The organism is Ruegeria sp. C6, from assembly GCF_056537625.1.
In genome coordinates this window covers 453072-475190 of record NZ_JBQFRW010000001.1, presented here as the reverse complement: position 1 = coordinate 475190, position 22119 = coordinate 453072, and the positions used below count along the sequence as shown (strand labels likewise).

The following is a 22119-nucleotide window of genomic DNA, read 5'->3' as shown; positions in this document are numbered from 1 at the left end:
TTGCACCCATGCTGACACAAGATGCGATTGGCAAGTTCCAGACCGATGGATACCTCGTGGTTGAGGATGTAATTCCCCGCGATGTCCTGGGTCGGGTGCAAGCGGAATACTCGGATGTCCTGAACCGGCTCTATGACTGTTGGTACAAAAAAGGACTGGTCAAGGACGAGCCGTCCGGAATGACCTTCTGGGACAAACTTCTGTCCGCCTATCAGGCCGGATGCGACTATTTCCAGCCGCTGGACATCTCGCTGCCCGGCGATCGGATCATGGCGGACACACCGTTCCATATTGGGCCCGCAGTGTTCGACTTGCTGACGGCCCGTCCCATGCTTGACATCGTCGAGCAGCTGATCGGGCCAGAGTTGGTGAGCAATCCAATCCAGCACGTTCGGCTGAAGCCACCTGCCCTGAAGCTGTCCAAGGACGAGGTGCGCGCGCACATCACCGCAACGGACTGGCATCAGGACCGAGCGGTTGCGCTGGAGGATGCTGATCAGACCGACATGGTCACGGTGTGGATTGCCGTCAACGATGCAACCGTCGAAAACGGCTGCCTGCAAGTGCTGCCGAAGGCACCGGACCAAACCATCCTGCCGCATTGTGCCCGGACGCAGACAGGCATTGCTGACGGGTTCATTGATGAAGGCCGCGCCGTACCCCTTCCTGTCAAGGCCGGCGGGATAATCCTGTTTCACCCTTTGACGCCACACGCTTCGCTGATCAATAAAACGGACCGGTTCCGCTGGTCGTTCGACATCCGCTTTAGTGCAGCAGGCCAACCGACCGGTCGAGATCATTTCCCCAGCTTCATCGCGAGGTCCAGATCGCGCCCCGAAACCGAGCTGCGAGATTGGCGCGTCTGCAAGTCCAATTGGGAGGCGGCACGAGCAAGACTGTCTGGCAAGCCGCATATAGATATTCACCGGTGGTCATCGGACTCACCGTTCTGCGCCTAGCTGCTGCCGCCAGGAAAGCTGATTATGACTTTTGTACGTTTAGATCGAACGGATAGCGTGGTGGTTGCAACTCGGCACCTGGAGGCCGGCAGTATGGTCGAGGATGTCACGACCAATGCGCGCATCCCCTCGGGGCACAAGGTCGCCACGCGGAATCTTGCACTCGGCGATCCGGTCAGAAAGTACGCCCAGATCATCGGCTACGCCACCCAACCGATTGAACCCGGCGACCATGTGCACACCCACAATGTCGAGTTCCGCAACACCAGCGTGAACTACGAGTTTGCGACGGATCACAGACCCACGAAACCCGCCAACTCGGTCGATACGTTTATGGGCTACCACCGGGATAGCGGTCGGGTCGGCACGCGCAACTACATCGCGGTTCTGACCACCGTGAACTGTTCGGCAACTGCGGCCCGCATGATCGCCAATCACTTCACGCCGGACAAGCTGGCCGAGTTTCCGAACGTCGACGGCGTGGTGGCCTTTGTCCACGGAACGGGCTGCGGAATGGCCGATTCCGGCGACGGTTTTGAAGCCCTTCAACGGGTCATGTGGGGGTTTGCAAAACACCCCAACCACGCTGCCGTTCTGATGGTCGGTCTAGGCTGCGAGATGAACCAGATCGACTGGCTGCTGGACGCGTATGGGCTGAAGCAAAGTCCCACCTTCCAGACGATGAACATCCAGAACGTCGCCGGATTGCGTCGGACCGTGGAAATGGGCATCAACAAGATCAAAAAGATGCTTCCCATTGCCAATGAGGCGAGGCGCAGCGAAGCCCCGGCGTCCGAACTGATGGTTGCGCTGCAATGCGGTGGCTCGGACGCTTGGTCCGGCGTGACCGCGAACCCGGCGCTCGGACATGCCTGCGACCTGTTGGTTGCGCAAGGCGGCACAGGTGTCCTTGCGGAAACACCCGAAATTTACGGAGCCGAACACCTTTTGACCCGCCGCGCCCTTAGTCGCACAACTGGGGAAAAACTGATCGGACTGATCGATTGGTGGCAGGACTATACCGCTCGCAATCACGGTTCGATGGACAACAACCCAAGCCCCGGCAACAAGCAAGGGGGTCTGACGACCATCCTAGAGAAGTCGCTGGGGGCAGCGGCGAAGGGCGGCACCACCCCTTTGACCGGTGTATTCAAATACGCCGAACCCATCACCGCCAAAGGCTTCACCTTCATGGACAGCCCCGGATATGACCCGGCCTCGGTGACCGGGCAGATCGCGGCTGGGTGCAACCTTGTGTGCTTCACCACGGGACGCGGCTCTGCATTTGGGTCCAAACCGGCACCCACGCTGAAAATCGCTACCAACTCTGAATTGGCAGCACGCATGCCCGAAGACATGGACGTGGATGCGGGCGACATTCTGACCAAAGGCGCCAGCGTCGAAGAAAAAGGACAGGAAATATACCGACGGCTGCTCCAAGTCGCCTCTGGCGCGCGGACCAAGTCCGAGGCGCAGGGCTTGGGTGACTACGAATTTGTTCCCTGGCAAATCGGAGCGGTGATGTGAAACGGATCCTTGTAGCCGGCGGCGGATTAATCGGTATCCGCCACGTCCGCGCCGTGATTGAGCATCCCGGCTGCATGTTGGTCGGGTTGGCCGATCCAGATGGCTCGATCCAGATCGACGCGCCGCGTTTTGCTAGTATGGACGAGGTGCAGGACCCGGTAGATGGCGTCATCATCGCCACTCCGACCCGCCTGCATGCCGAACATGGCATTCTGGCCGCATCCCGCGGTTGGCACATGCTGATCGAAAAGCCGGTTGCCGCGTCGGTCGATGATGCACTGCGCCTGAAGACGGCCGTTCGCCAGGCCAATGTCCGCAGTCTTGTAGGCCACCATCGGCGGTATCATACAATCTTGCAACACCTGAGGGAGGTGATCGCGCAAGGTACGATCGGACAAGTCATCAATGTCTCGTTGCTGTGGGCCATGCGCAAACCCGACAGCTATTTTGAACAGAACTGGCGGACTTCCGATGGCAGCCCAGTCATGATCAATCTGGTGCATGATATCGATGTCCTGCGCTTTGTGATCGGAGAAATCTCGGATGTCGTCGCCCTGCCCGGAGCGCCCATCCGCGGATCGGAACGGATAGAAAGCGGGGCTGTCGCGATCGCATTCGAAAACGGCGCGACGGGCACTATCAGCTTTGCCGATACCGCACCCAGCCCCTGGGGGTTTGAGGCCGGAACCGGCGAAAACCCGAACATCGGCACGACCCATCAGGACATGATCTGGATCACGGGAACCAGTGGCGCTGTGAGCTTTCCCTCCATGACCCTGTGGCGCGGACAGGATTGGGGCACTGCGGCCCAAAAAGACCAACTTACACGACCAGAACAACAACGCGCACCGCTGGAGGTGCAGCTGGATCACTTCCTTGACGTGATCGATGGCGCTCCTCCACTGATTGACGTCGAGGATGCAGCCCGAACGCTCGAGGTCACATCACGGATTGAACAGGGGCTAAAGGCGCGAACGACTCGAGCGCGGGCGCCGGCCTGATGGACATGCGGCCCGGCCAAATGCCGGACCACCCAAAAACCAATGATTATCCACCGGGCAACATGAGCATAAAAAAAGCAAAGCCGCCCGCAACAAACACAAGAATAAAAACCAGACACATTCACGGAAAGGGAAACCAATGAGCAAACCATCAATCGGGTTTATCGGCTTGGGATTAATGGGCGGAGCCATGGTGAGCCGACTGTTGGACCAAGGATATTCGGTCGCTGTATTGGGAAACCGCGACCGCACGTACCTGGACGCCGCGATTGACCGAGGCGCCCGCGAGATGCGAAACGCCCAAGAACTGGCTCAGGCCAGCGACATCGTGATGCTGTGCATGGGCACCTCCGAACAGGTCGAGAGCCGAATGCACGGTGCAGATGGAGTGATTGCGGGATTGAAGTCCGGCGCGATTGTCATCGACTTTGGCACCTCGCTTCCTGGCAGCACACGCGCCTTGGCCGAGGAGGTTGCCGCAGCCGACGGAAGCTATCTTGATGCACCGCTTGGCCGGACACCTTCACACGCGCTAGAAGGCAAGCTCAACATTATGACGTCTGGCGACAAGGCTGCCTTTGACAAGGCCGAGCCGACACTGAAAGATTTGGGCGAAAACGTTTTTTACCTTGGCCCCGTTGGGTCCGGGCACACGATCAAGCTGATCAACAACTTCTTCGGAATGACCGTTGCGAACGCGATGGCCGAAGCCTTTGCCATGGCTGACATCACCGGTGTTGACCGCAAGCAGCTGTATGATGTGATGGCCGCAGGGCCGCTGCATTCCGGAATGATGGATTTCGTCAAAGCCTATGGCGTTGAGAGCGACCCAAATCAGCTGGCCTTTGCCATCAGGAACGCGGCAAAAGACCTCGGGTATTATGACCGAATGGCGCGCGAGGCGGGCGTTACCAGCGTGATGTCGCAGGGCGCGCTTTCGGCGCTGAATGACGCCTGCGACCACGGTCAGGCGGATGACATGGTAAGCCAGATGGTTGACTACTACGTTAAGCGTTTCAACACTTGATCGATGGCTGTCTCCGCCAACCCCACCGCTGACCTGCCGCGCCTTGGCATTGTGCTGATGTTGATGGCGTGGCTGTTCTTTTCGTTGGTTGACCTTGGGGCCAAGTGGTTGGCGTTGGCCGGAGTGCCGGCATTTCAGTTGGCGTTCATGCGCTATGCGGGGCACTTCGTGATCTCAGTGGGCGTGATCGCCAAGGGCGGGATAGAGGCCGGTCGGTTCAAGACTGACTATCCATGGCAGGTGATAAGCCGGGCCTTGCTGCTGATCTCGGCGACCGTTTTCAATTTTTATGCCCTACGGTTTTTGCCACTGACCGTTGTGTCGGCAATCATGTTCTCAAGCCCGGTCATCGTGTGCTTTCTGTCCGTCTTTGTATTGAAAGAAAGCGTGGGCCCATGGCGTTGGGCGGCTATCATCCTGGGCTTTATGGGGGTGTTGGTTGTCGTACGGCCGTTTGGTTCGGCCTTTCATCCGACCATGCTGCTGATCGTATATAATGCCACCGCTTTGGCCTTGTACTCGATCATGACGCGCAGGCTGTCCGGGGTCGTTGCCGTGGACACTATGCAGTTCTACCTCGGGCTTACCGGTACGGTGGTCCTGTTGCCGTTCGCCATCTGGTTTTGGGTCCAGCCAGAAAACACGTGGAGCCTGATTGTACTGATCGGCCTTGGTGTGTTTGGCTGGTGCGGGCATCAACTGCTGACGAACGCGCATCGGTTTGGAACGGCGAACCAGTTGATGCCATTCACCTATTCGTTCCTAATCTACGTGGCAATCTGGGGTTATCTGTTCTTTGACACGGTACCGGACGCATTCACGTTGGCGGGGGCTGCGCTGATCATGGCTGCCGGTCTCATCATCTGGAAAAGAGAAAAGAAATGACGCGAATTGCCTGCATCGGCGAAGCAATGATCGAATTGTCCATGCTGGAAACCGGCGCGAAGGTGGGCGTCGCGGGGGATACGCTGAACACTGCCATCTACATGCACCGTGCCGCGCCTGACCTGCAGGTGGAGTATGTGACATGTCTAGGCGACGATCCGTTCTCAAGGCGTATCGTGGACTTCATCGCCAGTCATGGCATCGGAACATCAGGCATCCGTATCATTCCGGACGCCTCTCCGGGACTATACGCGATCACGACATCTGCGGACGGTGAACGCAGCTTTACCTATTGGCGCAGCGAGGCAGCCGCCCGTCAGCTTTTTGCCGATCACGACTTCAGCCCGCTGAACGGTTACGACGTGCTGTACTTGTCAGGGATTTCCGTGGCCATTCTTCCGCATGCAGTCAGGCTTGCGCTTCTGGACTGGCTCGAAGGCTCTTCCGTCCGGTTGGTATATGACAGCAACTTTCGTCCGCGTCTTTGGGACAGCGTCCAACACGCTCGGCAGATTAACCAACGGCTTTGGCAACGTGCAGACATTGCCCTGCCGTCCATTGACGACGAGATGGCATTGTTCGGGGAAAGCGCGGACCAGGTGGCTGCACGCTTTGCCGATCATCACGGTGTTGGTGCGTTGAAACGCGGAGAGAATGGCCCTTTATCCATCGGGCAGAACACTGACCAAACCTATGAACCTGCCGAAAACGTGCTGGATACGACAGCGGCGGGCGACAGTTTCAACGGTGGGTACCTCGCGGCCTTGCTGATGGGAAAATCACAGGCCGAGGCCCTGATGGCTGGACACAATCTGGCTTCCACCGTTGTTCAGTTCCGCGGCGCGATCATTCCCGGATAAGTGGCGCGAGATCCTCAGCACCAACGAGACCCAAAAGCGGCACTACCGGGTCCGGCTGCTTGACGGCCTTGGCAATTTCCGACGCGCAAGGATCGTTCAGCGCCCTGCCCTTTGCGATCTCGGACATGCAATAGGAGATCCAGGCCCGCATCCCTGCAATCACCGCCTGAGAGCCGGTCTCACGGAGTGTGGGAACAAACCGATACGGCAGCTTCTGGCTGCCATCCATCGCGATTTGGTCCAGACGGTGCGCCAGCTCGGGGTTTTCAAAGCGGCGCAACAAAGCCTCGGCATAATCCGGAACCTGTGCTTGCAGTGCAGCGGGCAGCGTTGCGCCCGCATCCTTCATCAATTCGGAAACCAGCGGGCGCAAAACCGGGTCTCGAACCGCTTCGTGGACGTAGGTCAGGCCCCGCTCCAACCCGGCATAAGCCAACAGGGAATGGGCACCGTTCAGCATGCGCAGCTTTCGCATCTCGTGCGGGGCTACGTCTTCGACCAGTTGCACACCCGGCCAATCCGGGTGCGGACCGGCGAAACTGTCTTCGATCACCCACTCCGAGAACGCCTCGGTCGGAACAGCCATAGGATCGCCGCTGATTGCGCGAACGGCGTCCGTGGTAGCCGGGGTGATCCGGTCGACCATCGCGTTGGGAAAGCGAACAGAGTCCCAATTCACGTCCAGACCGGCTGCTTCCGCAAAATCGGCAACTGCCGTTTCGAGCGTCTTGCCGTTTTCCATGCGATTGTCACAACTTAGTACCGTTACTGGCTTGCGCCGTTCCGCAAGGTCATAAGCTAAAAACCCGATCAGTGTCGCAGGCCCTTGCCCTGCCAGATCGGCGGCAATCGCCGGGTCCTGAAGGTTCAGCTTGCCCGCGGCGTCCAAGTGATAACCTTTCTCGGTAACAGTTGCCGAAATGATCTCGGCATCCGCCATCACATCGAATATCTCTGCGCGATCCTTGGGCGCGACCAGAACGTCACGCAGAGCTTTGATGCGCTTGACGCCCTGCCCCTGCAAGCACAAATCGTACTCGAAACCCTGTCGGGCCAATCCATCCCGAACCGAGGATGAACGCAGGCTGACGCCGACAACGTCCCATTCGCCCGCTTGATCGGTGTAATCCAGCAAGTGCGCCCGGGCAAAGTTTCCAAGGCCGAAATGAAGAATTGTACCCATCTAGCTTTGCAACCTGTAAACCTGTTTCGCCAGATCGACCGCCAGCAATCGCGCCAGATGCTCGGCACTGTCCCGATCGAAATAGCCGCGCGCAACCTGCTCGGCCAGATGAATCGCCACACCCCGTCGCCACAGGTCGTGACGTGCAGGAATGGACAGGAAAGCCCGCGTGTCGTCATTGAATCCGGCCAGATTGTAATATCCGGCCGTTTCAACGACCTGATCGAAATACCGCGCAATCCCGGCTGGGCTGTCGTGGAACCACCAAGGCGGCCCGATCCGAAGGCACGGCCAATGTCCCGCCATCGGGGCCAGTTCGCGGGCATAGGTGCTTTCGTCCAGTGTGAACAGAATGATGCGCAGTTCCGCCGAGTTACCGACCCGGTTCAACAGCGCCTCAAGGCCCGTGACCCAATCCATCGCGATTGGAATGTCGGCCCCCTTGTCCCGTCCGAAGTCCCGCAGTACCGCGTGGTTCGTGTTGCGCTTGCTGCCAGCATGTATCTGCATTGTCAGACCATCATCGACAGACATCTGCGCCATTTCGATCAGCATATGCCCATAGAACCGGCGAGCATCCTGTTCGGTACCTTCCCGCCGTCTCAGCCGCTGGTACAGCGCTTCCGGGTCGTCCAGCCACTCGGTCTGTACGCGTTCGATACCGTGGTCGGTGGCAGTACATCCCAACTGGATGAAATAAGCCCGCCGCATTCGCAGCGCGTTGAGGTAGCCATCATAGCTGTCCAGATCGCAGCCTGTCAGCTCGGCCAACTTGTTCAGGTTCTGTACGAACTCCGGGTCCGCCCCATCCAAAACCCCGTCTGGGCGGAACGTCGGAACAACCCGCCCGCCCCAACCGCTTGTTCGAATCTCCCGATGCTCAGCCAGGCCGTCGAGAGCCGAATCTGTGGTGGCCAGAACCTCGATCCCAAACCTGTCGAACAAAGCCCTCGGACGAAATTCGGGTCGCGCCAGCTTTTCTGAGATCTTATCATAAATCAGGTCAGCCGTGCGCAAAGACAACTCTTCAGACACGCCCAGCGTTTCGTGCAGCACGTAGCTAATCCAGATCCGGGATGGCGTTCCCAGAAACAGATGCCAGTGTTCGGCAAAGGTGCGAAAAACGGCGCGTGGATCCTTCTTTCGCCCCTCTTCCCCAACGCCAAGTTCGGACAAAGGAACGCCCTGCGAATAGAGCATACGGAATACGTAATGGTCGGGAACCACAAGCAGCTCTGCCGGGTTGGGAAACGGCTCATCGGTTGCAAACCACCCCGGATCGCAGTGACCATGCGGAGACACGATTGGCAGGTCCTTGATGCCCAAGTACAGGTTTTCTGCCATGCCATTCAAATTGCCTGTCAATTCTGCCTCCGATACTGCTGCCCGCAATTGTTAACACAGTTTTTAATGGTTGCATCTTTCCCGTTCGAACCCGCAGACTGACCGTGTGATCCGGGGGAATGAATGAATATTGCGCTGATTGGTTTGGGGATGGTTTCGGGCACGCATGTCGCTGCCATTCAAGCATCGGATCAAGGCCTCAGTCTTGCCGGCGTCCTCGGGCGCAACTCTGAAAAAGCAGCTGAGTTCGCGCAGCGAAACGGCACCCGCGCATTCGGCTCGATCGAGGAAATCGCAAACGACCCAAACGTCGACTTTGCGATCATCGCAACACCGCCCGATCAGCGCTCAGAGTTGGTTCGGGTTCTTTCGAGCGCTTCGAAACCGATCCTAATGGAAAAGCCCATCGAGAGAACGCTGGGCGCCGCGACAGCCATCGTCGAGCAGTGCGAGGTATCCGGTGTGCCGCTGGGCATCGTCTTTCAGCACCGCGCCCGCGCCGCCTCGCAGGCGCTGAAATCAGCCATTGAACAGGGTGAGCTGGGCGCGATCGCCACGGTGGAGATCCGTGTCCCTTGGTGGCGCGATCAGAGCTACTATGACGAGCCGGGTCGCGGCACTTATGCGCGCGACGGAGGCGGTGTCATGATCTCGCAGGCAATCCACACGCTTGATCTTGCGATGTGGCTGCTGGGGCCGATCTCGGACATTCAAGCCATGATGAGAAAAACTCCGTTACACGATCTCGAAGCTGAGGATTGGGCAGGTGCAGTCTTTGAAACGGATAGAGGCGCCGTGGGCACTATGATGGCGACTACTGCCGAATATCCCGGGGCCGCTGAGTCCATTACCATCCAAGGCACACGCGCCAAAGCGCATTTGGAGTCAGGTGTCCTGACCTTAACGACGTTCGATGGTCATAAATCAACGGTTGGCGAAACGTCCGCCACAGGCGGAGGGGCCGATCCCATGGCGTTCACCCATGCTTGGCATCAGGCGGTCATCGAGGATTTCGCCATGGCGGTTGCCGATGACACGCTGCCCATGGCCACCGGGCGCAGTGCCCTTTTGACCCACGCCGTCATAGACGCGATGCAGATCGCCAATCGAACCGGCCAGAAAACACGAGTCATCTCATGAGCCTGACCTGCGTCGCCCTTGGCCTGGACCACCGCCATATCTATGGCATGACGGAAAACATGCGTAAAATCGGCGTGGACTGCGTTGGCTACTGGACACAAGGCGATCCGGAAACGCTTCCGGGCTACGTCAAAAGGTTTCCCGATATTCCGCGGCTGGCCCGACTGGAAGACGCCCTAACCAGTGGGGCGGATCTGGCGCTGATTTCGGCGATACCGGCAGATAGGGCCGCGTTGACGATCCGCGCCATGCAAAACGGCATGGATGTCATGAGCGACAAGCCGGGCTGCACGACGTTCGAGCAACTCGACCAGATCAAGCGAGCGGTCGCCGACACCGGTCGAATCTGGTCGGTGAATTTTTCCGAACGATTTGAAACGCCCGTCAGCACCCGGGCGACCGAGTTGGTCGAGTCCGGTGCCATCGGGCGCGTGATCCAGACGGTTGGGCTTGGCCCGCACCGATTGAACCGGGCAACCCGGCCGGATTGGTTTTCTCAGCGTGACCGCTATGGCGGCATTCTGACCGACATCGCCTCGCATCAAATCGATCAATTCTTGCATTACACAGGTTCGAAAACCGCAGAAATCACGAACGCTTATGTGGCGAACTACGCAAACCCCAAAGATCCCGGATTGCAGGATTTCGGAGAACTCAATCTAAGAAGCGAGAATGGCACCGGGTACATCCGGGTTGACTGGTTCACGCCGGATGCCTTGCCAAACTGGGGGGATGGTCGTCTGACGATCCTCGGAACCGAAGGATATATCGAGTTGCGGAAATACGTCGATGTGGGTGGGGCCTTAGGGACAGACCATCTGATCCTCGTCAATGGTGAAACCTGCCAAAAGATCGACGCAGCCGACGCCGGCCTTCCCTACTTCGCGCGCCTGGCCGATGACATCCGCAACCGGACCGAAACCGCGATGACACAGACCCACTGCTTTACGGTCATGGAACTGGCACTGCACGCGCAGGAAGTGGCGGAACGCAGATGATCAACGTTGCGATCCTTGGCGCAGGTATCGGTGCGCAACATCTGGACGCTCTGGAACGGCTTGACCGCACCTTTCGCGTAGCCGCCGTGGTCGACCAGAATACGGACCGGATCGAACAGATACGGCAGAACTCGGATTTTCGGGCACTAACCAACATTCAGGACGCTCTTGATGATCCGGCGATTGATGTCATCGACATCTGCCTGCCGCCCCATCTGCATGTACCGACCACCCTTGCAGCACTGGCCGCAGGAAAACACGTTGTCTGCGAAAAGCCTCTTGCGACCTCGATGCAAGATGTGGATCGGATCACGGCAGCCACACGCAGCGCGGGCAAGCAGGTGTTTCCGGTGTTTCAATACCGGTGGGGGCCGTCACTGGCCCAACTGCGCCACCTGCAACGCGCAGGCCTGACCGGAGCGGTCCAAACTGCCGCGCTTGAGACCCATTGGTCCCGCGGGGCAGACTATTACGCGGTGCCGTGGCGGGGAACATGGGCTGGTGAACGCGGCGGCGCAGTGCTGGGCCATGCCATCCACAACCATGATCTGCTGACTCATATCGCGGGTGATATCGCCTGGGTGTCTGCAATGGCCACAACGCGGGTCAACCCGATCGAGACCGAAGACTGCGCCGCGATCTGCTTTGGCATGACTTCCGGAGCTTTGTGTACAAGCAATATCACCCTGGGCGCCGCCACGGACGAAACCCGCCTGCGGCTAGTCTTTGAAAAGGTGACCGCCACCTCTGGCTCCGAACCCTATGCCCCGGGTCAAACGCCCTGGACATTCGTCGCGCGAGACCCTGTGAATCAAGCCGCTATCGACGAGGCCCTTGCAGCCGCCACTGACGAGCCAACAGGTTTCGAAGGGTTCTTTACCGAAGTCGGCAGGGCGCTGCGGTCCGAGGCAAATTCGGCCGTTACGCTGAAGGATGGCGCTGCATCCATCGGCCTTGTGACAGCGATTTATCACGCGGCGCGCACCGGGCAGCGCGTTGCTCTTCCCATCAGCTCCGATCACCCGCTGTATGAAGGATGGCTGCCATGAAACAATGCTGGCGTTGGTTCGGACCCGATGATCCGATCGCCCTTGCCGCTCTCCATCAAGTCGGGGTTCAGGGCATCGTCACCGCGCTGCATCACATCCCGCCGGGACAGCCCTGGGACGAACCAAGCATCGCCGATCGGCAAGCAGTTCTGGCTACTGCCGGGTACAGTTGGGACGTTGTCGAAAGCCTGCCCGTTTCCGAGGCGATCAAAACACAGTCCGCAGACATGGCTGAACATCTGCAGGCGTATAAGTCCAGCCTCAGGTCCCTGTCCGCCCGTGGCATCAAAATCGTTTGCTACAACTTCATGCCAATCCTGGATTGGACGCGCACCGCCCTTCGCGCACCGCAGCCGCACGGCGGAACGGCCATGCTGTTCGACCTGACCGATTTTGCTGCTTTCGACATACATATTCTTGAACGTCCGGGCGCGTCCGAAGACTATTCCAGCGTCGTCCAGCAAACGGCCAAGGATCGCTTCTTGCGCATGTCGGATGAATCCAAGGCCCAGTTGCAACACAATGTCACTGCGGGGTTGCCCGGCGCCAACGATCAGTGGAGCGTGCAGGACGTGCGCGCTTTGTTGCAGACCTATGCACATATCGACCGTGACCGGCTTCGCGCAAACCTGATCGACTTCCTGTCAGAAGTCGCCCCAGTCGCCCAAGAACTGGAACTACGCTTGTGCTGTCATCCAGATGATCCGCCGTTCTCGTTGCTTGGTCTGCCGCGGATCATGTCCAGTACCGATGACTACGGCGCCGTTCTGGATGCGGTTGATTTGTTGGCGAACGGCGCAACGTTGTGTACCGGATCGCTGGGAGTGTCTCCCGAATTTGATGGGCCGGACTTCGTGCGCAGGCATGGCGACCGAATTCACTTTGTCCATCTGCGGAATACCCAACGCATCGCCGGGTCAGACAGCCAGAAGCCGGACTTCTTTGAGGCCTCGCATCTGGAGGGCGACACCGACATGGTCGGCACAATTCGCGAACTGATGAACGAACAGCGCCGCCGCAAATCCCAAGGGCGTCGCGACTGGCAAATTCCGATGCGGCCCGACCACGGACAAGAACTGCTGAGCGATCTGGGCGGACACAGTACTCCCGGCTATCCGTTGATCGGGCGTATGCGCGGGCTTGCGGAACTGCGCGGCATCATGGCGGCGTTCTCGTAACGCGTCGGATCAGGCGGTTTCTTTTCGCCCGCAACACTTCTTTGCTTGCCTGAGCGCCGCATTCTTCGTTTACTTACGTCACGTAAACGGGCAGCGGGGTGTCTTCCGGACTCGCCCGACGTCTGTTCAAGACGCGTGAAACTCCCGCGAAAACCGATGCGATTAGGCATCATTTTTCGAAACGCCTGCCATACGGCAACGGCGAAATATCGGGAGGAGCCCAAATGAATACTGCAGGCGTAATAGGTCTTGGCGACATGGGCAGCGGCCTTGCCAAGAACCTGATCGAGAATGGCTTCGAAACATCAGGTTTCGACCTGAGCGAGACGCGCATGACGGCATTTGCTGACATGGGCGGCCGGCCCAAGGACAGCGTGGGACAGGTCGGTCGACACGCCTCCAGTGTGTTTGTCATGGTGATGAACGGAGATCAGGCCCGCGATGTCATTCTGGGTGAAAACGGGCTGGTTGCGAACATGGCCAAAGGCGGAACGGTCATCCTGTCGGCGACCATTACCCCGGCCGAAGCCCGCGCCATCGGGCAGGATATGGAAGGCTCGGGGATTAACTTAATCGACACGCCGGTCTCAGGTGGGTTTCCCGGCGCGCAGAACGGCACATTGACGATGATGGCTGCCGGTGCTGCGGATGTGCTGGACCGAAATGCAGAAGTCATGCAGGCAGTGTCGGCAACAATTCATCGGGTCGGCGAAAACGTCGGCGACGGGCAAACCGTGAAAGCCTGCCTGCAATCCCTGATCGGATCGATCTTTTCCGCCACATTCGAGGCTGCAGCCCTGGCGGCCAAAGCCGGTGTCAGCGGTCAGGCATTACTTGATGTGTTCTCCTCATCCAGCGCGGGGTGCGGCGTCGTGAATTCCGCCCTTGAAAACATCATTGATCGCAAGTTCGAGGCCACCGGCAGCCATATCGCAACCATGCACAAGGACCTGACGATCTCGCTGGCACTGGCCGGTGCGTTGGGCGTTCCAATGCACACAGCATCATCCGCTATGCAGATCTTTCACGCAGGAAAAACCAAATACCCGAATGGTGACAACTGGGTGTGTACTCGCGTCATCGAAGAAATCGTTGACGCAGAATTGCATCGCTGAGGGGACCGGACATGAAACTAGGTGTGATTTGCGACGGCATTTCCCGCGATTTGCTGCATGCCGTTGACGTGATGGACGAATTCGGTCTGGACTATGCAGAGCTTCAATTCGTTAGCGATGCGGAGGTCGGGGATCATTCCCCGCAGCAAATTGCCGAGATCGACGCGCTTTTGCGCGACCGGGGCAAACCTGTGTCATGTCTGTCGCGCCATATCTTTGCGGGGATGACAGCTGCCAATAGGCCCGGCGACGACCTCCACACTCGGCATATGGACGCCTTGAAACGCGTAATCGACATGGCGCATGTTGTTGGGTCTCCGCTGGTTCGGATCATGACCCAACGAAAAGAGCAGATACTGTGGGGAAAAAACGGCGCCGAGAAGTGGAACGTAGCGCATGGGGTATGGGACTCGATGCCGCCGCTGATCGCGCCGGCGGTTGAACTGGCAAGAGCTGAGGGCGTGACGCTTGTCGTGGAAACCGGAAACGGCACGCTGGTCAATTCCAACTATACAGCCCGCAAGCTGATTGACGAGTTGGACGCAAAAGACTCTTTGAAAGTGCTGTGGGACCCCGGAAACAACTGCTGGTGCCATGAACTGGCATATCCGGACGGTTATGAAGAACTGCGCGGCGGCTATCTGGGTCACATTCACATCAAGGACGTGAAGGTCGACACGCCACGGGCAACGCTGGAAGTGCGCCGCATGGGGGAAGGTCAGCTTGCGCCTTTGTTCCAACCCATCGCGGACGCGCTTAGATCCGACGGCTATGATGGCGTCATTTCTTTCGAAAGCGTTTATCACCCCGACAACGGGAATTTCGAAGATGGTTTTCGTCTGTGTGTGGACCAGTTCAAAAGCCTGTTTGCATAAAAATGTAGTCAATATGCGTTCAAAATCAAAATCTTGACCCCCATTGCTGAATGCCAAGTGAGATGTAGAAAGCTGGGCGCGCTCGCGTGAAATCAAGGAAAGGGCCTGCTGGATGAAACAACAGTTTTTTGACCTGTCCATTGAAACGCCGGGCAAATCCCTCATCGACATCAGCGGGATCGTTCAGCGTGCGGTGTCCGAACACGAATTTGTCTCGGGCCTGCTGACCCTTTGGTGCGTCCACACCGGTGCCGCGCTATTGGTGCAGGCCAATGCCGATCCCGATGTGCTCAAGGATATCGAGACGTTCTTCGAGAAACTCGTACCCAAGTCACCAGGCAAGTATCACCACCGCCCGACCGAGGACGACAACGCTCCATCGCATCTGCGGGCGCTGTTGACGCAAACTCAGGTATCGATCCCGGTCGAACACGGGCAGCTTCCGCTGGGTCGCGTACAAAGCCTGTACCTGTTCGAACATCGGGAAGCACCCAAGGCACGCCGATTGAAGGTGCACTACATCGGGACGTGATGCCTTGGATCACATGGAGCGTTGGCAGTGCTAACGCCCCATCCAGCCCCCGTCGACTACAACGATTTCACCGTTGACGAAGTCCGACGCAGCGGAGGCCAGAAAGACCACCGGTCCCGCAAAATCAACAGGCGTACCCCAACGGCCTTGGGGTGTTCGTTCCAGGATCGACTTCGACCGGACCGGATCATCCCGCAGGGCTTGGGTGTTGTCGGTCGCGATGTAGCCAGGCGCGATCGCATTCACGTTTACGCCCTGCCCGGCCCATTCGTTGGCCAAGGCTTTGGTCAGCTGTCCAATCCCGCCTTTCGAGGCCGCATAGCCCGGAACGGTGATGCCGCCCTGAAAAGTAAGCAGCGATGCCGTGAAAATGATCTTCCCCGAGCCGCGCGCCAGCATGTCCTTGCCGATCTCGCGTGACAGAACGAACTGCGAGGACAGGTTCACCTCCATCACTTCGTCCCACCAGTCGTCCGGGTGTTCGGCGGCGGGTTTGCGTTTGATCGTGCCGGCATTGTTGACAAGTATATCAGGGGTTTGTCCGTCGGTCCTCAACTGATCAATGAACCCATGCAGCGCGGCGCGATCCGAAAAGTCGCATTGGTAGGCCCGGAAATTGCGTCCCATCGCCGTCACGGCTTTTTCGACATCCGAGCCAGACAGCTCGAGCGAGGCGGACACTCCGATGATATTGGCTCCGGCCGATGCCAATGCTTCGGCCATACCGCGCCCGATACCGCGTTTGCACCCGGTCACAAGGGCCGTCTTTCCCGTCAGGTCGAAACTTTGCAAAACACTCATGAACGCGGTCCTACTTCGATCAGGCTTTTCATTGCGGTTGGGCTGCGATCCAGTGCTTCGAACGCGGCCTGGATGTCTGCCAGAGGGCTGACGTCCGTGATCACAACATCCGCGTCCACTCCGCCCGAAGCGACAACTGCAATGGCTTTCTCGTAATCCTCTGGCTCATAGACCCGAGCACCGATCAGTCGCAGCTCTCGCCAGAAGAACTGGAACAGGTCGATCTGGGGCTTTTGAGCATGGATCGCGACCATTACGATCCGGGCCCGAGTCGCGGCAACGGCGGTCATTGCATCGACACCGGGCTGCGTTCCTGACACCTCGAAAACCACATCTGCCCCTTTGTCGCCCGTGCGCGCGTTGATTGTGGACACCAGATCGGTTTCGATTGGGTTGATCGTGTCAAAGCCAAGTTTTTCAGCAATCGCAAGACGGTTCGGATTCACTTCGGAAATCACGACATTTCCACCCGCGTCCCGCGCAACCATGGCAACCAGGATGCCAATCGGGCCGCCGCCGATAACGACAACGTCCTCTCCAGGTTGCAGGTCAGACAGCCGCACATCGTGGCAGGCAACGGCAACCGGCTCGATCAGCGCCGCGTGATCCATGCGCAAGTCATCCGGCAGAACGTGCAACGTGTGGGCCGGAACAGTCCAGATCTCTTGCATCGCGCCATCGGTGTCGAGGCCGAGAAACTTGAGATTCTGACAGATATGCTGATGCCCCCGCTTGCAAGCTGGGCATTCTCCGCAGTGATCAAGCGGTCGGACAACGACCTTCTGGCCGGGTTCGACCGTATCGACGCCCTCGCCCACCGCTTCGACCACACCTGACATCTCATGCCCAATAACCCGGTTCAGGCCGACGCGGGCATCCATGTTGCCGTGGTAGACGTGCATATCCGTCCCACAAATCCCACAATAGGCAACACGAATGGCAGCCTCGCCGGGACCCGGATCTGTCGCTTGGGCTTGCTCTACTGCAAAGCTCTTACCGCCCCTGTAGTATGCGGCAGTGATCGTCTGGGTCGTCATATATGCATCTCCTTGTGTTCCGCATTCAATTTGTCCCAGTCGAATTCCACTCCTGTTCCCGGGGTGTCCGGGGCCACGGCCAGACAGTCTTCGACAACTAGTGGACGGGTCGTGTACTGGTCTATCGGGAATGAGTGTACTTCTAGCCAGCCTGCGTTGGGTTGCGCAGAAACAAGGCTGACGTGCAGCTCCTGCATCCCATGACTGCAAACCGGAATGTCGTGCTGTGCGCTTAGCGCGGCCACGCGCAGCCAGCCGGTGATTCCACCGCAGTTTGAGGCATCGGGCTGGATAAAACTCAGTTTCGCGTCATCAAAGGCGTATTCAAATTCGTGTATGGTGTGCAGGTTTTCACCCATGGCAAGGGGAATACCCGTCGCTTCGACAATCCGACCATAACCTTTGTAATCGTCTGGAATAGTCGGTTCCTCGAACCACAGAATATCGCAATCGGCGAACCCTCTGGCAGCCACGATGGACTGTTCAACGCTCATAGAGTAATTCGCATCGACCATGAAGAACCGGTCCGGCCCCAGCATCTCGCGCACCGCCCGGGCACGTGCAAGATCGTCGGCCAGGTCTGGTTGACCGACCTTGATCTTGACTGCGTTGAACCCACGCGCAAGGTAACCTTCGGTCTGACGCAGCAGTTTCTCCAACGAGAAATTCAGGTCGATCCCGCCGGCATAGGCCTTGCACCGTTTGGACGCTCCACCGGCCATCTGCCACAATGGCGCATTCTGCGTTCTGCCGCGAATATCCCACAGTGCAATATCCACGGCCGAGATGGCAAACGAGGCGATCCCGCCCCGTGCGACGTAGTGCACGTGCCACTGCATGGCATCGTACAGGCTTTCGATCTGTTCGGCGTCTTGTCCAACAAGGAACGGTGCCAGGTCATGCTGGATCATCGCCAAGATAGCATGGCCACCCTTGCCCCCGGTATAGGTATACCCGACCCCCTCGACACCATCCGAGGTTTGAATGGTGACAGTGATCAATTGAAAAAACGTGTGATCCCCATGTTTGGCATCGACTAGGACTTCGGCGAGCGGAACGTTGAACAGCCGCGCTGATACACTTTCTATGCGATTCATTAACCTAAGACCTTCTGCTGCCTGGCAATAACCCGAGACTGTAGAAGGATGACCGCAAATAGAAAGCCTCCACGTATGACCATTTGCCAATAGGCACTGAAACTGATGGTGCCCTGACCGTTTTCAAAGTTTAGAACGTTGAAGACCAGCCCCAGCAACAGCGCGCCAGCGACCGTCGCAGGGATCGATCCCATCCCACCCGTCAACAAAGTGCCGCCTACAACCACAGAAGCGATGGCTGACAATTCCCATCCGATGCCTTCAAGGGGTTGCCCAGCTCCAAAACCCGAGGCCAGAAAGACTCCAGCTAGCCCCGCACAGCCACCCGACAGCAGGTAGACAAAAGCCTTGGCGCGATTGACCTTCAGACCCATGAGGTTTGAGGCATCCTCGCTGCCACCGATCGCCAAGACGGTCCGCCCGATGGTTGTTCTTTCCAGCACCAGCCAAAGTGCCAGAGTCAGTCCGGCCACGATGACGATCGCCCATGGAAACAGACCAAAGGCCTGCCCCATGCCAAGCTTGGTGAAGTTCGACCCCCAATCGACCGAAATTGTCTGGGCGCCCGAAATCACCAATGCGCCGCCTTTTGCGGCCAGCATGGTGGCCAGCGTGGCGATGAAGGGCGGGATCCGAAGGATGATTATGCAAAAGGCGTTGATCGCCCCGAAACCAACCCCGGCAAGAACGGCCCCCGGCAACGCAACCTGAATCCCATACGGGCTGAGATAGGCCGCAACAACCGAGGTAAACGCCGCCACGGATCCGACCGACAGATCAATCCCGCCGGTCATGATCACAAAACACATGCCCAGCGCAATCGCGATGAACATCGCGTTGTAATTCAGGAAAGACGAGAAATTGTAGGCGCTGCCAAAGTTGTCATAGCGCATCAGCCCGAACAGAATCAAAGCCAGCAGTGCGATCCACACCGTCACCGAGGCCGAATTACGTCGAAGGTATTTTCGCAGGTCAAAAGCCGTTTCATCCAACATCGATTAAACCCTCCGAAACTGCTGGACCCAAACGGCCAGGATAATGATGACGGCCTTGGCGATCAGTGCAACTTCGTCCTCTACCCCGTTGGCCAACAATGTATATTTGACCAACTGGATGATGACGGCACCCAGTATGGCACCAAAGATCGGCGCTCGCCCGCCTTGCAAAAGAGCCCCGCCAACAACCGCGGCCGCGATGGCATCAAGCTCCATCAGATTGCCGTTGCGCGCGGCGTCCGAGGCCGAGTTGATTGCAACCACGATCAAACCGGCTAGGCCCGCAAGCACCGCGCAGATGACATAGGCCCCGATCTTGACCCGTCGGACGGGACCACCCGACAGATAGGCCGCACGTTCATTGCCCCCTATGGCCAACAGGTAACGGCCCCATGTGGTTCTGGTGATCACCCAAAACAGCACACAGGCAATGGCCAGCGCCAGCCAGCCCTGGAACGGCAAACCAAGCACTTTACCAGTTCCAAGATAACTGAATGAAGGGTTTGAAAACGTCTGCAGGTTCCCGTTCGTCAAGACTTGGGCAATACCGCGACCAGAGATGAAGAGAATGAGCGTCGCAACGATGGGCTGCACGTTCAACACGGCAACCATCACGCCGTTGAATACCCCGCATAGCCCCGCAATGAACAGCGGCAGGACAATGGCCAAAGTGACGCCTAGCATCGGATTGGCGGCGCCCAGATCCGACAGAAAGATCAGCGGAGCAAGCGCCCCCGCCAGCGCCATGACCGCCCCAACCGACAGATCGATCCCACCCGTGGCGATTACCAGCGTCATCCCCATGGCCACGATGGCGATCGTAGCGACCTGGCTGATATTTACGAACAGGGTTTGCAGTTGCAGGAAATTAGGTGTGAAAAACGCGTTGAATACTAATAGGGCGACCAACGCGGCGATGCCGCCGTGAAAGCGGAAGGGCATTGATGCGACCCGTTGCGGCAACTTCATTGCGCGGTCCATGAACCAGTTCCTTCTTCATGATGCGCAAGCGCGCGCACCAGTATGTTCTCGGTGACTCCGGGGTTGGTCAATTCCTTGACCGAGCGTCCCTCGTGCATGACCACGATGCGATCGGCGCCTTCCACCAGCTCTTCGAATTCCGAACTGATGAGGACGACACCAAACCCCTTCTCGACATAAGACCGAATGAACGATTGGATCTCTCGCTTGGCACCAACATCCACGCCTCGGGTCGGCTCGTCGAGTATCAGGATGTCGGGCTGCGTCGCCAGCCAACGGGCAAGCAGCACCTTCTGCTGGTTGCCGCCGGACAACTCGCGAATGGGCTGGTCCATATGCGCCGCCTTGATGCCCAGATCGTCGATAAAGGCCTGAACGATCTCGCGCTCGCGGGCAAAGTCGATTTGACCACGGCTGGCCAGTTTCGGCAGCAGGGCCAGCGTCATGTTCTCGCGCACGGACATGTCTGGAATGATCCCTTCGGCCTTGCGATCTTCGGTCAGAAAGCCGACGCCGTTTGCGATCGCGTCACCCGGTCCGGACGGTTGACCGACCGTGCCATGCAACTCGATTGCGCCGCTGCGTTTCCCGTCCACTCCGAACAACGCGCGCGCCGCCTCGGTCCGGCCAGAGCCCAGCAATCCGCCCAACCCGACGATTTCCCCACGGTGGAGCGTGAGGTCGAAATGCGTCAGCCGCGGGCCTGTTGAAACAGAGTCCGCCCGCAAAACGATATCGCCTTTCTTGGCCTTGGCACCTGCGAAGTCCGTCAAACCGTCTGCCGCGATCTCATCCTTGTTGCGGCCCAGCATGTCCGCGATCATTTCCAGTTTGGTCGTGTCCTGGACGTTACGCGTGCTGACGGTGCGCCCATCTCGCATCGTTGTGACTCGATCGCATATTTGGAACAGCTCATCGAGGAAATGCGAAACATAAAGAACAGACACGCCCTGTTTCTTCAACTCGCGCACAACACCGAACAGCACCTCGACTTCGCTGGCATCCAGCGACGACGTAGGTTCGTCCATGATGACAAGTTTCGCATCCAGCGAAACAGCCCGCGCAATTGCAACCAACTGCTGGATCGCTGTCGAGAAATTTCCTAGCGGCTCGGTCACGTCGATATCTATGCCAAAGCGCGTAAGCACCTCGCGTGCGCGCCTGTTGCCCTCGCGCCAGTCGACCAGAAAGCCGAGACGTTTGGGCTCGTACCCCATGATGATGTTTTCAGTCACTGACCGCAGCGGTACCAGGTTGAGCTCTTGATAGATGGTGGCAATTCCGGATTCCTGCGCTTCGCGCGGAGTGGAGATGCGGCTCGGCACACCCGCCAGATGAACGTCGCCGGCATCCCGATCGTAAACTCCGGTCAGAACCTTGATCATCGTCGATTTTCCGGCACCGTTCTGGCCGATCAGCGCATGAACCTCGCCGGGCGCGATTTCCAGGTTGGCCTGGCTAAGTGCCGGTACGCCGGCAAACGACTTTTCAATTCCCGACATCGAGACGAGCGCATTCATGAGATGTCTTCCTCC

General features: G+C 58.3%; 20 protein-coding genes and 1 pseudogene. 13 read left to right on the top strand and 8 right to left on the bottom strand.

The window, feature by feature from the left end; genetic code table 11:
* Positions 1-8: 8 nt before the first annotated feature.
* The 6 genes and pseudogenes from ACR0MJ_RS02340 (at position 9) to ACR0MJ_RS02315 (ending at position 6259) form a co-directional block, all read left to right on the top strand.
* Positions 9-959 carry a phytanoyl-CoA dioxygenase family protein gene (locus ACR0MJ_RS02340; RefSeq protein ID WP_170612548.1) on the top strand — a complete coding sequence of 317 codons (951 nt, stop codon included), beginning with the start codon at positions 9-11 and terminating at the stop codon, positions 957-959.
* Positions 960-983: 24 nt separating this feature from the next.
* Positions 984-2486: an altronate dehydratase family protein gene (locus ACR0MJ_RS02335; RefSeq protein ID WP_170396167.1), complete on the top strand. Its 1503-nt coding sequence runs from the start codon at positions 984-986 to the stop codon at positions 2484-2486.
* Positions 2483-3487 carry a Gfo/Idh/MocA family protein gene (locus ACR0MJ_RS02330; RefSeq protein ID WP_480758902.1) on the top strand — a complete coding sequence of 335 codons (1005 nt, stop codon included), beginning with the start codon at positions 2483-2485 and terminating at the stop codon, positions 3485-3487. The genes ACR0MJ_RS02335 and ACR0MJ_RS02330 overlap by 4 nt, the downstream gene beginning before the upstream one ends.
* A 94-nt stretch (positions 3488-3581) precedes the next feature.
* Positions 3582-4514 (top strand): annotated as a pseudogene (locus ACR0MJ_RS02325) (NAD(P)-dependent oxidoreductase); the annotation flags it as partial.
* A 3-nt stretch (positions 4515-4517) separates the two neighbouring features.
* Positions 4518-5399 (top strand): DMT family transporter, encoded by an 882-nt coding sequence (locus ACR0MJ_RS02320; protein WP_480758901.1) that lies wholly within the window; start codon positions 4518-4520, stop codon positions 5397-5399.
* Positions 5396-6259, top strand: coding sequence for a sugar kinase (locus tag ACR0MJ_RS02315; protein WP_170403512.1), 864 nt, complete (start codon positions 5396-5398; stop codon positions 6257-6259). Before ACR0MJ_RS02320 ends, ACR0MJ_RS02315 begins: the two co-directional genes overlap by 4 nt.
* On the opposite strand, the gene ACR0MJ_RS02310 is transcribed toward ACR0MJ_RS02315, so the two are convergent.
* A complete protein-coding gene (locus tag ACR0MJ_RS02310) occupies positions 6246-7442 on the bottom strand; it encodes a mannitol dehydrogenase family protein (protein WP_480758897.1) in 1197 nt (398 codons plus the stop codon). The genes ACR0MJ_RS02315 and ACR0MJ_RS02310 overlap by 14 nt on opposite strands.
* Positions 7443-8786, bottom strand: coding sequence for a glucuronate isomerase (gene uxaC / locus ACR0MJ_RS02305; RefSeq protein WP_480760269.1), 1344 nt, complete (start codon positions 8784-8786; stop codon positions 7443-7445).
* 123 nt (positions 8787-8909) lie between these two features.
* On the opposite strand from uxaC, the gene ACR0MJ_RS02300 reads away from it, so the two are divergent.
* The 7 genes from ACR0MJ_RS02300 to ACR0MJ_RS02270 all read left to right on the top strand — a co-directional run bounded on the left by ACR0MJ_RS02300 (position 8910) and on the right by ACR0MJ_RS02270 (position 15673).
* Positions 8910-9926, top strand: coding sequence for a Gfo/Idh/MocA family protein (locus tag ACR0MJ_RS02300; RefSeq protein ID WP_480758894.1), 1017 nt, complete (start codon positions 8910-8912; stop codon positions 9924-9926).
* Positions 9923-10924, top strand: coding sequence for a Gfo/Idh/MocA family protein (locus ACR0MJ_RS02295; protein WP_480758891.1), 1002 nt, complete (start codon positions 9923-9925; stop codon positions 10922-10924). The genes ACR0MJ_RS02300 and ACR0MJ_RS02295 overlap by 4 nt, the downstream gene beginning before the upstream one ends.
* A complete protein-coding gene (locus tag ACR0MJ_RS02290; protein WP_480758887.1) occupies positions 10921-11973 on the top strand; it encodes a Gfo/Idh/MocA family protein in 1053 nt (350 codons plus the stop codon). The genes ACR0MJ_RS02295 and ACR0MJ_RS02290 overlap by 4 nt, the downstream gene beginning before the upstream one ends.
* Positions 11970-13151 (top strand): mannonate dehydratase, encoded by a 1182-nt coding sequence (gene uxuA / locus ACR0MJ_RS02285; protein WP_170403527.1) that lies wholly within the window; start codon positions 11970-11972, stop codon positions 13149-13151. The genes ACR0MJ_RS02290 and uxuA overlap by 4 nt, the downstream gene beginning before the upstream one ends.
* A gap of 224 nt (positions 13152-13375) precedes the next feature.
* Positions 13376-14266, top strand: coding sequence for an NAD(P)-dependent oxidoreductase (locus tag ACR0MJ_RS02280; RefSeq protein WP_480758883.1), 891 nt, complete (start codon positions 13376-13378; stop codon positions 14264-14266).
* An 11-nt stretch (positions 14267-14277) separates the two neighbouring features.
* The gene (locus ACR0MJ_RS02275; RefSeq protein ID WP_480758879.1) at positions 14278-15141 is read left to right on the top strand and encodes a sugar phosphate isomerase/epimerase family protein; all 864 of its coding nucleotides are present in this window, start codon (positions 14278-14280) and stop codon (positions 15139-15141) included.
* Between the two features lie 112 nt (positions 15142-15253).
* Positions 15254-15673 (top strand): secondary thiamine-phosphate synthase enzyme YjbQ, encoded by a 420-nt coding sequence (locus ACR0MJ_RS02270; protein ID WP_170403536.1) that lies wholly within the window; start codon positions 15254-15256, stop codon positions 15671-15673.
* Positions 15674-15703: 30 nt separating this feature from the next.
* Here ACR0MJ_RS02270 and ACR0MJ_RS02265 read toward each other — a convergent pair whose 3' ends face one another.
* Genes ACR0MJ_RS02265 through ACR0MJ_RS02240 form a run of 6 tightly spaced genes read right to left on the bottom strand, consistent with a single transcriptional unit; the run spans position 15704 to position 22104 of the window.
* On the bottom strand, positions 15704-16474 hold the full coding sequence (locus tag ACR0MJ_RS02265; RefSeq protein WP_480758874.1) for an SDR family oxidoreductase: 771 nt from the start codon (positions 16472-16474) through the stop codon (positions 15704-15706).
* A complete protein-coding gene (locus ACR0MJ_RS02260) occupies positions 16471-17511 on the bottom strand; it encodes a zinc-dependent alcohol dehydrogenase (protein WP_480758870.1) in 1041 nt (346 codons plus the stop codon). The genes ACR0MJ_RS02265 and ACR0MJ_RS02260 overlap by 4 nt, the downstream gene beginning before the upstream one ends.
* Entirely contained in the window at positions 17508-18608 is a 1101-nt protein-coding gene (locus ACR0MJ_RS02255; RefSeq protein ID WP_480758867.1) for a mandelate racemase/muconate lactonizing enzyme family protein, read from the bottom strand. The genes ACR0MJ_RS02260 and ACR0MJ_RS02255 overlap by 4 nt, the downstream gene beginning before the upstream one ends.
* Complete coding sequence (locus tag ACR0MJ_RS02250; protein ID WP_170403549.1) at positions 18608-19603, bottom strand: ABC transporter permease; 996 nt, start codon at positions 19601-19603, stop codon at positions 18608-18610. Before ACR0MJ_RS02250 ends, ACR0MJ_RS02255 begins: the two co-directional genes overlap by 1 nt.
* Before the next feature lie 3 nt (positions 19604-19606).
* The gene (locus tag ACR0MJ_RS02245; RefSeq protein WP_170403552.1) at positions 19607-20584 is read right to left on the bottom strand and encodes an ABC transporter permease; all 978 of its coding nucleotides are present in this window, start codon (positions 20582-20584) and stop codon (positions 19607-19609) included.
* Positions 20569-22104 carry a sugar ABC transporter ATP-binding protein gene (locus tag ACR0MJ_RS02240; RefSeq protein ID WP_480453813.1) on the bottom strand — a complete coding sequence of 512 codons (1536 nt, stop codon included), beginning with the start codon at positions 22102-22104 and terminating at the stop codon, positions 20569-20571. Before ACR0MJ_RS02240 ends, ACR0MJ_RS02245 begins: the two co-directional genes overlap by 16 nt.
* Between the last annotated feature and the right edge of the window lie 15 nt (positions 22105-22119).

Coding starts and splice junctions, on each gene's coding strand:
- ACR0MJ_RS02245 (WP_170403552.1), bottom strand. CDS start 20,584: ATGGACCGCGCAATGAAGTTGCCGCAACGGGTCGCATCAATGCCCTTC.
- ACR0MJ_RS02340 (WP_170612548.1), top strand. CDS start 9: ATGCTGACACAAGATGCGATTGGCAAGTTCCAGACCGATGGATACCTC.
- ACR0MJ_RS02275 (WP_480758879.1), top strand. CDS start 14,278: ATGAAACTAGGTGTGATTTGCGACGGCATTTCCCGCGATTTGCTGCAT.
- ACR0MJ_RS02260 (WP_480758870.1), bottom strand. CDS start 17,511: ATGACGACCCAGACGATCACTGCCGCATACTACAGGGGCGGTAAGAGC.
- ACR0MJ_RS02290 (WP_480758887.1), top strand. CDS start 10,921: ATGATCAACGTTGCGATCCTTGGCGCAGGTATCGGTGCGCAACATCTG.
- ACR0MJ_RS02295 (WP_480758891.1), top strand. CDS start 9,923: ATGAGCCTGACCTGCGTCGCCCTTGGCCTGGACCACCGCCATATCTAT.
- ACR0MJ_RS02310 (WP_480758897.1), bottom strand. CDS start 7,442: ATGGGTACAATTCTTCATTTCGGCCTTGGAAACTTTGCCCGGGCGCAC.
- ACR0MJ_RS02320 (WP_480758901.1), top strand. CDS start 4,518: ATGGCTGTCTCCGCCAACCCCACCGCTGACCTGCCGCGCCTTGGCATT.
- ACR0MJ_RS02250 (WP_170403549.1), bottom strand. CDS start 19,603: ATGTTGGATGAAACGGCTTTTGACCTGCGAAAATACCTTCGACGTAAT.
- uxuA (WP_170403527.1), top strand. CDS start 11,970: ATGAAACAATGCTGGCGTTGGTTCGGACCCGATGATCCGATCGCCCTT.
- ACR0MJ_RS02335 (WP_170396167.1), top strand. CDS start 984: ATGACTTTTGTACGTTTAGATCGAACGGATAGCGTGGTGGTTGCAACT.
- ACR0MJ_RS02270 (WP_170403536.1), top strand. CDS start 15,254: ATGAAACAACAGTTTTTTGACCTGTCCATTGAAACGCCGGGCAAATCC.
- uxaC (WP_480760269.1), bottom strand. CDS start 8,786: ATGGCAGAAAACCTGTACTTGGGCATCAAGGACCTGCCAATCGTGTCT.
- ACR0MJ_RS02280 (WP_480758883.1), top strand. CDS start 13,376: ATGAATACTGCAGGCGTAATAGGTCTTGGCGACATGGGCAGCGGCCTT.
- ACR0MJ_RS02300 (WP_480758894.1), top strand. CDS start 8,910: ATGAATATTGCGCTGATTGGTTTGGGGATGGTTTCGGGCACGCATGTC.
- ACR0MJ_RS02315 (WP_170403512.1), top strand. CDS start 5,396: ATGACGCGAATTGCCTGCATCGGCGAAGCAATGATCGAATTGTCCATG.
- ACR0MJ_RS02255 (WP_480758867.1), bottom strand. CDS start 18,608: ATGAATCGCATAGAAAGTGTATCAGCGCGGCTGTTCAACGTTCCGCTC.
- ACR0MJ_RS02265 (WP_480758874.1), bottom strand. CDS start 16,474: ATGAGTGTTTTGCAAAGTTTCGACCTGACGGGAAAGACGGCCCTTGTG.
- ACR0MJ_RS02240 (WP_480453813.1), bottom strand. CDS start 22,104: ATGAATGCGCTCGTCTCGATGTCGGGAATTGAAAAGTCGTTTGCCGGC.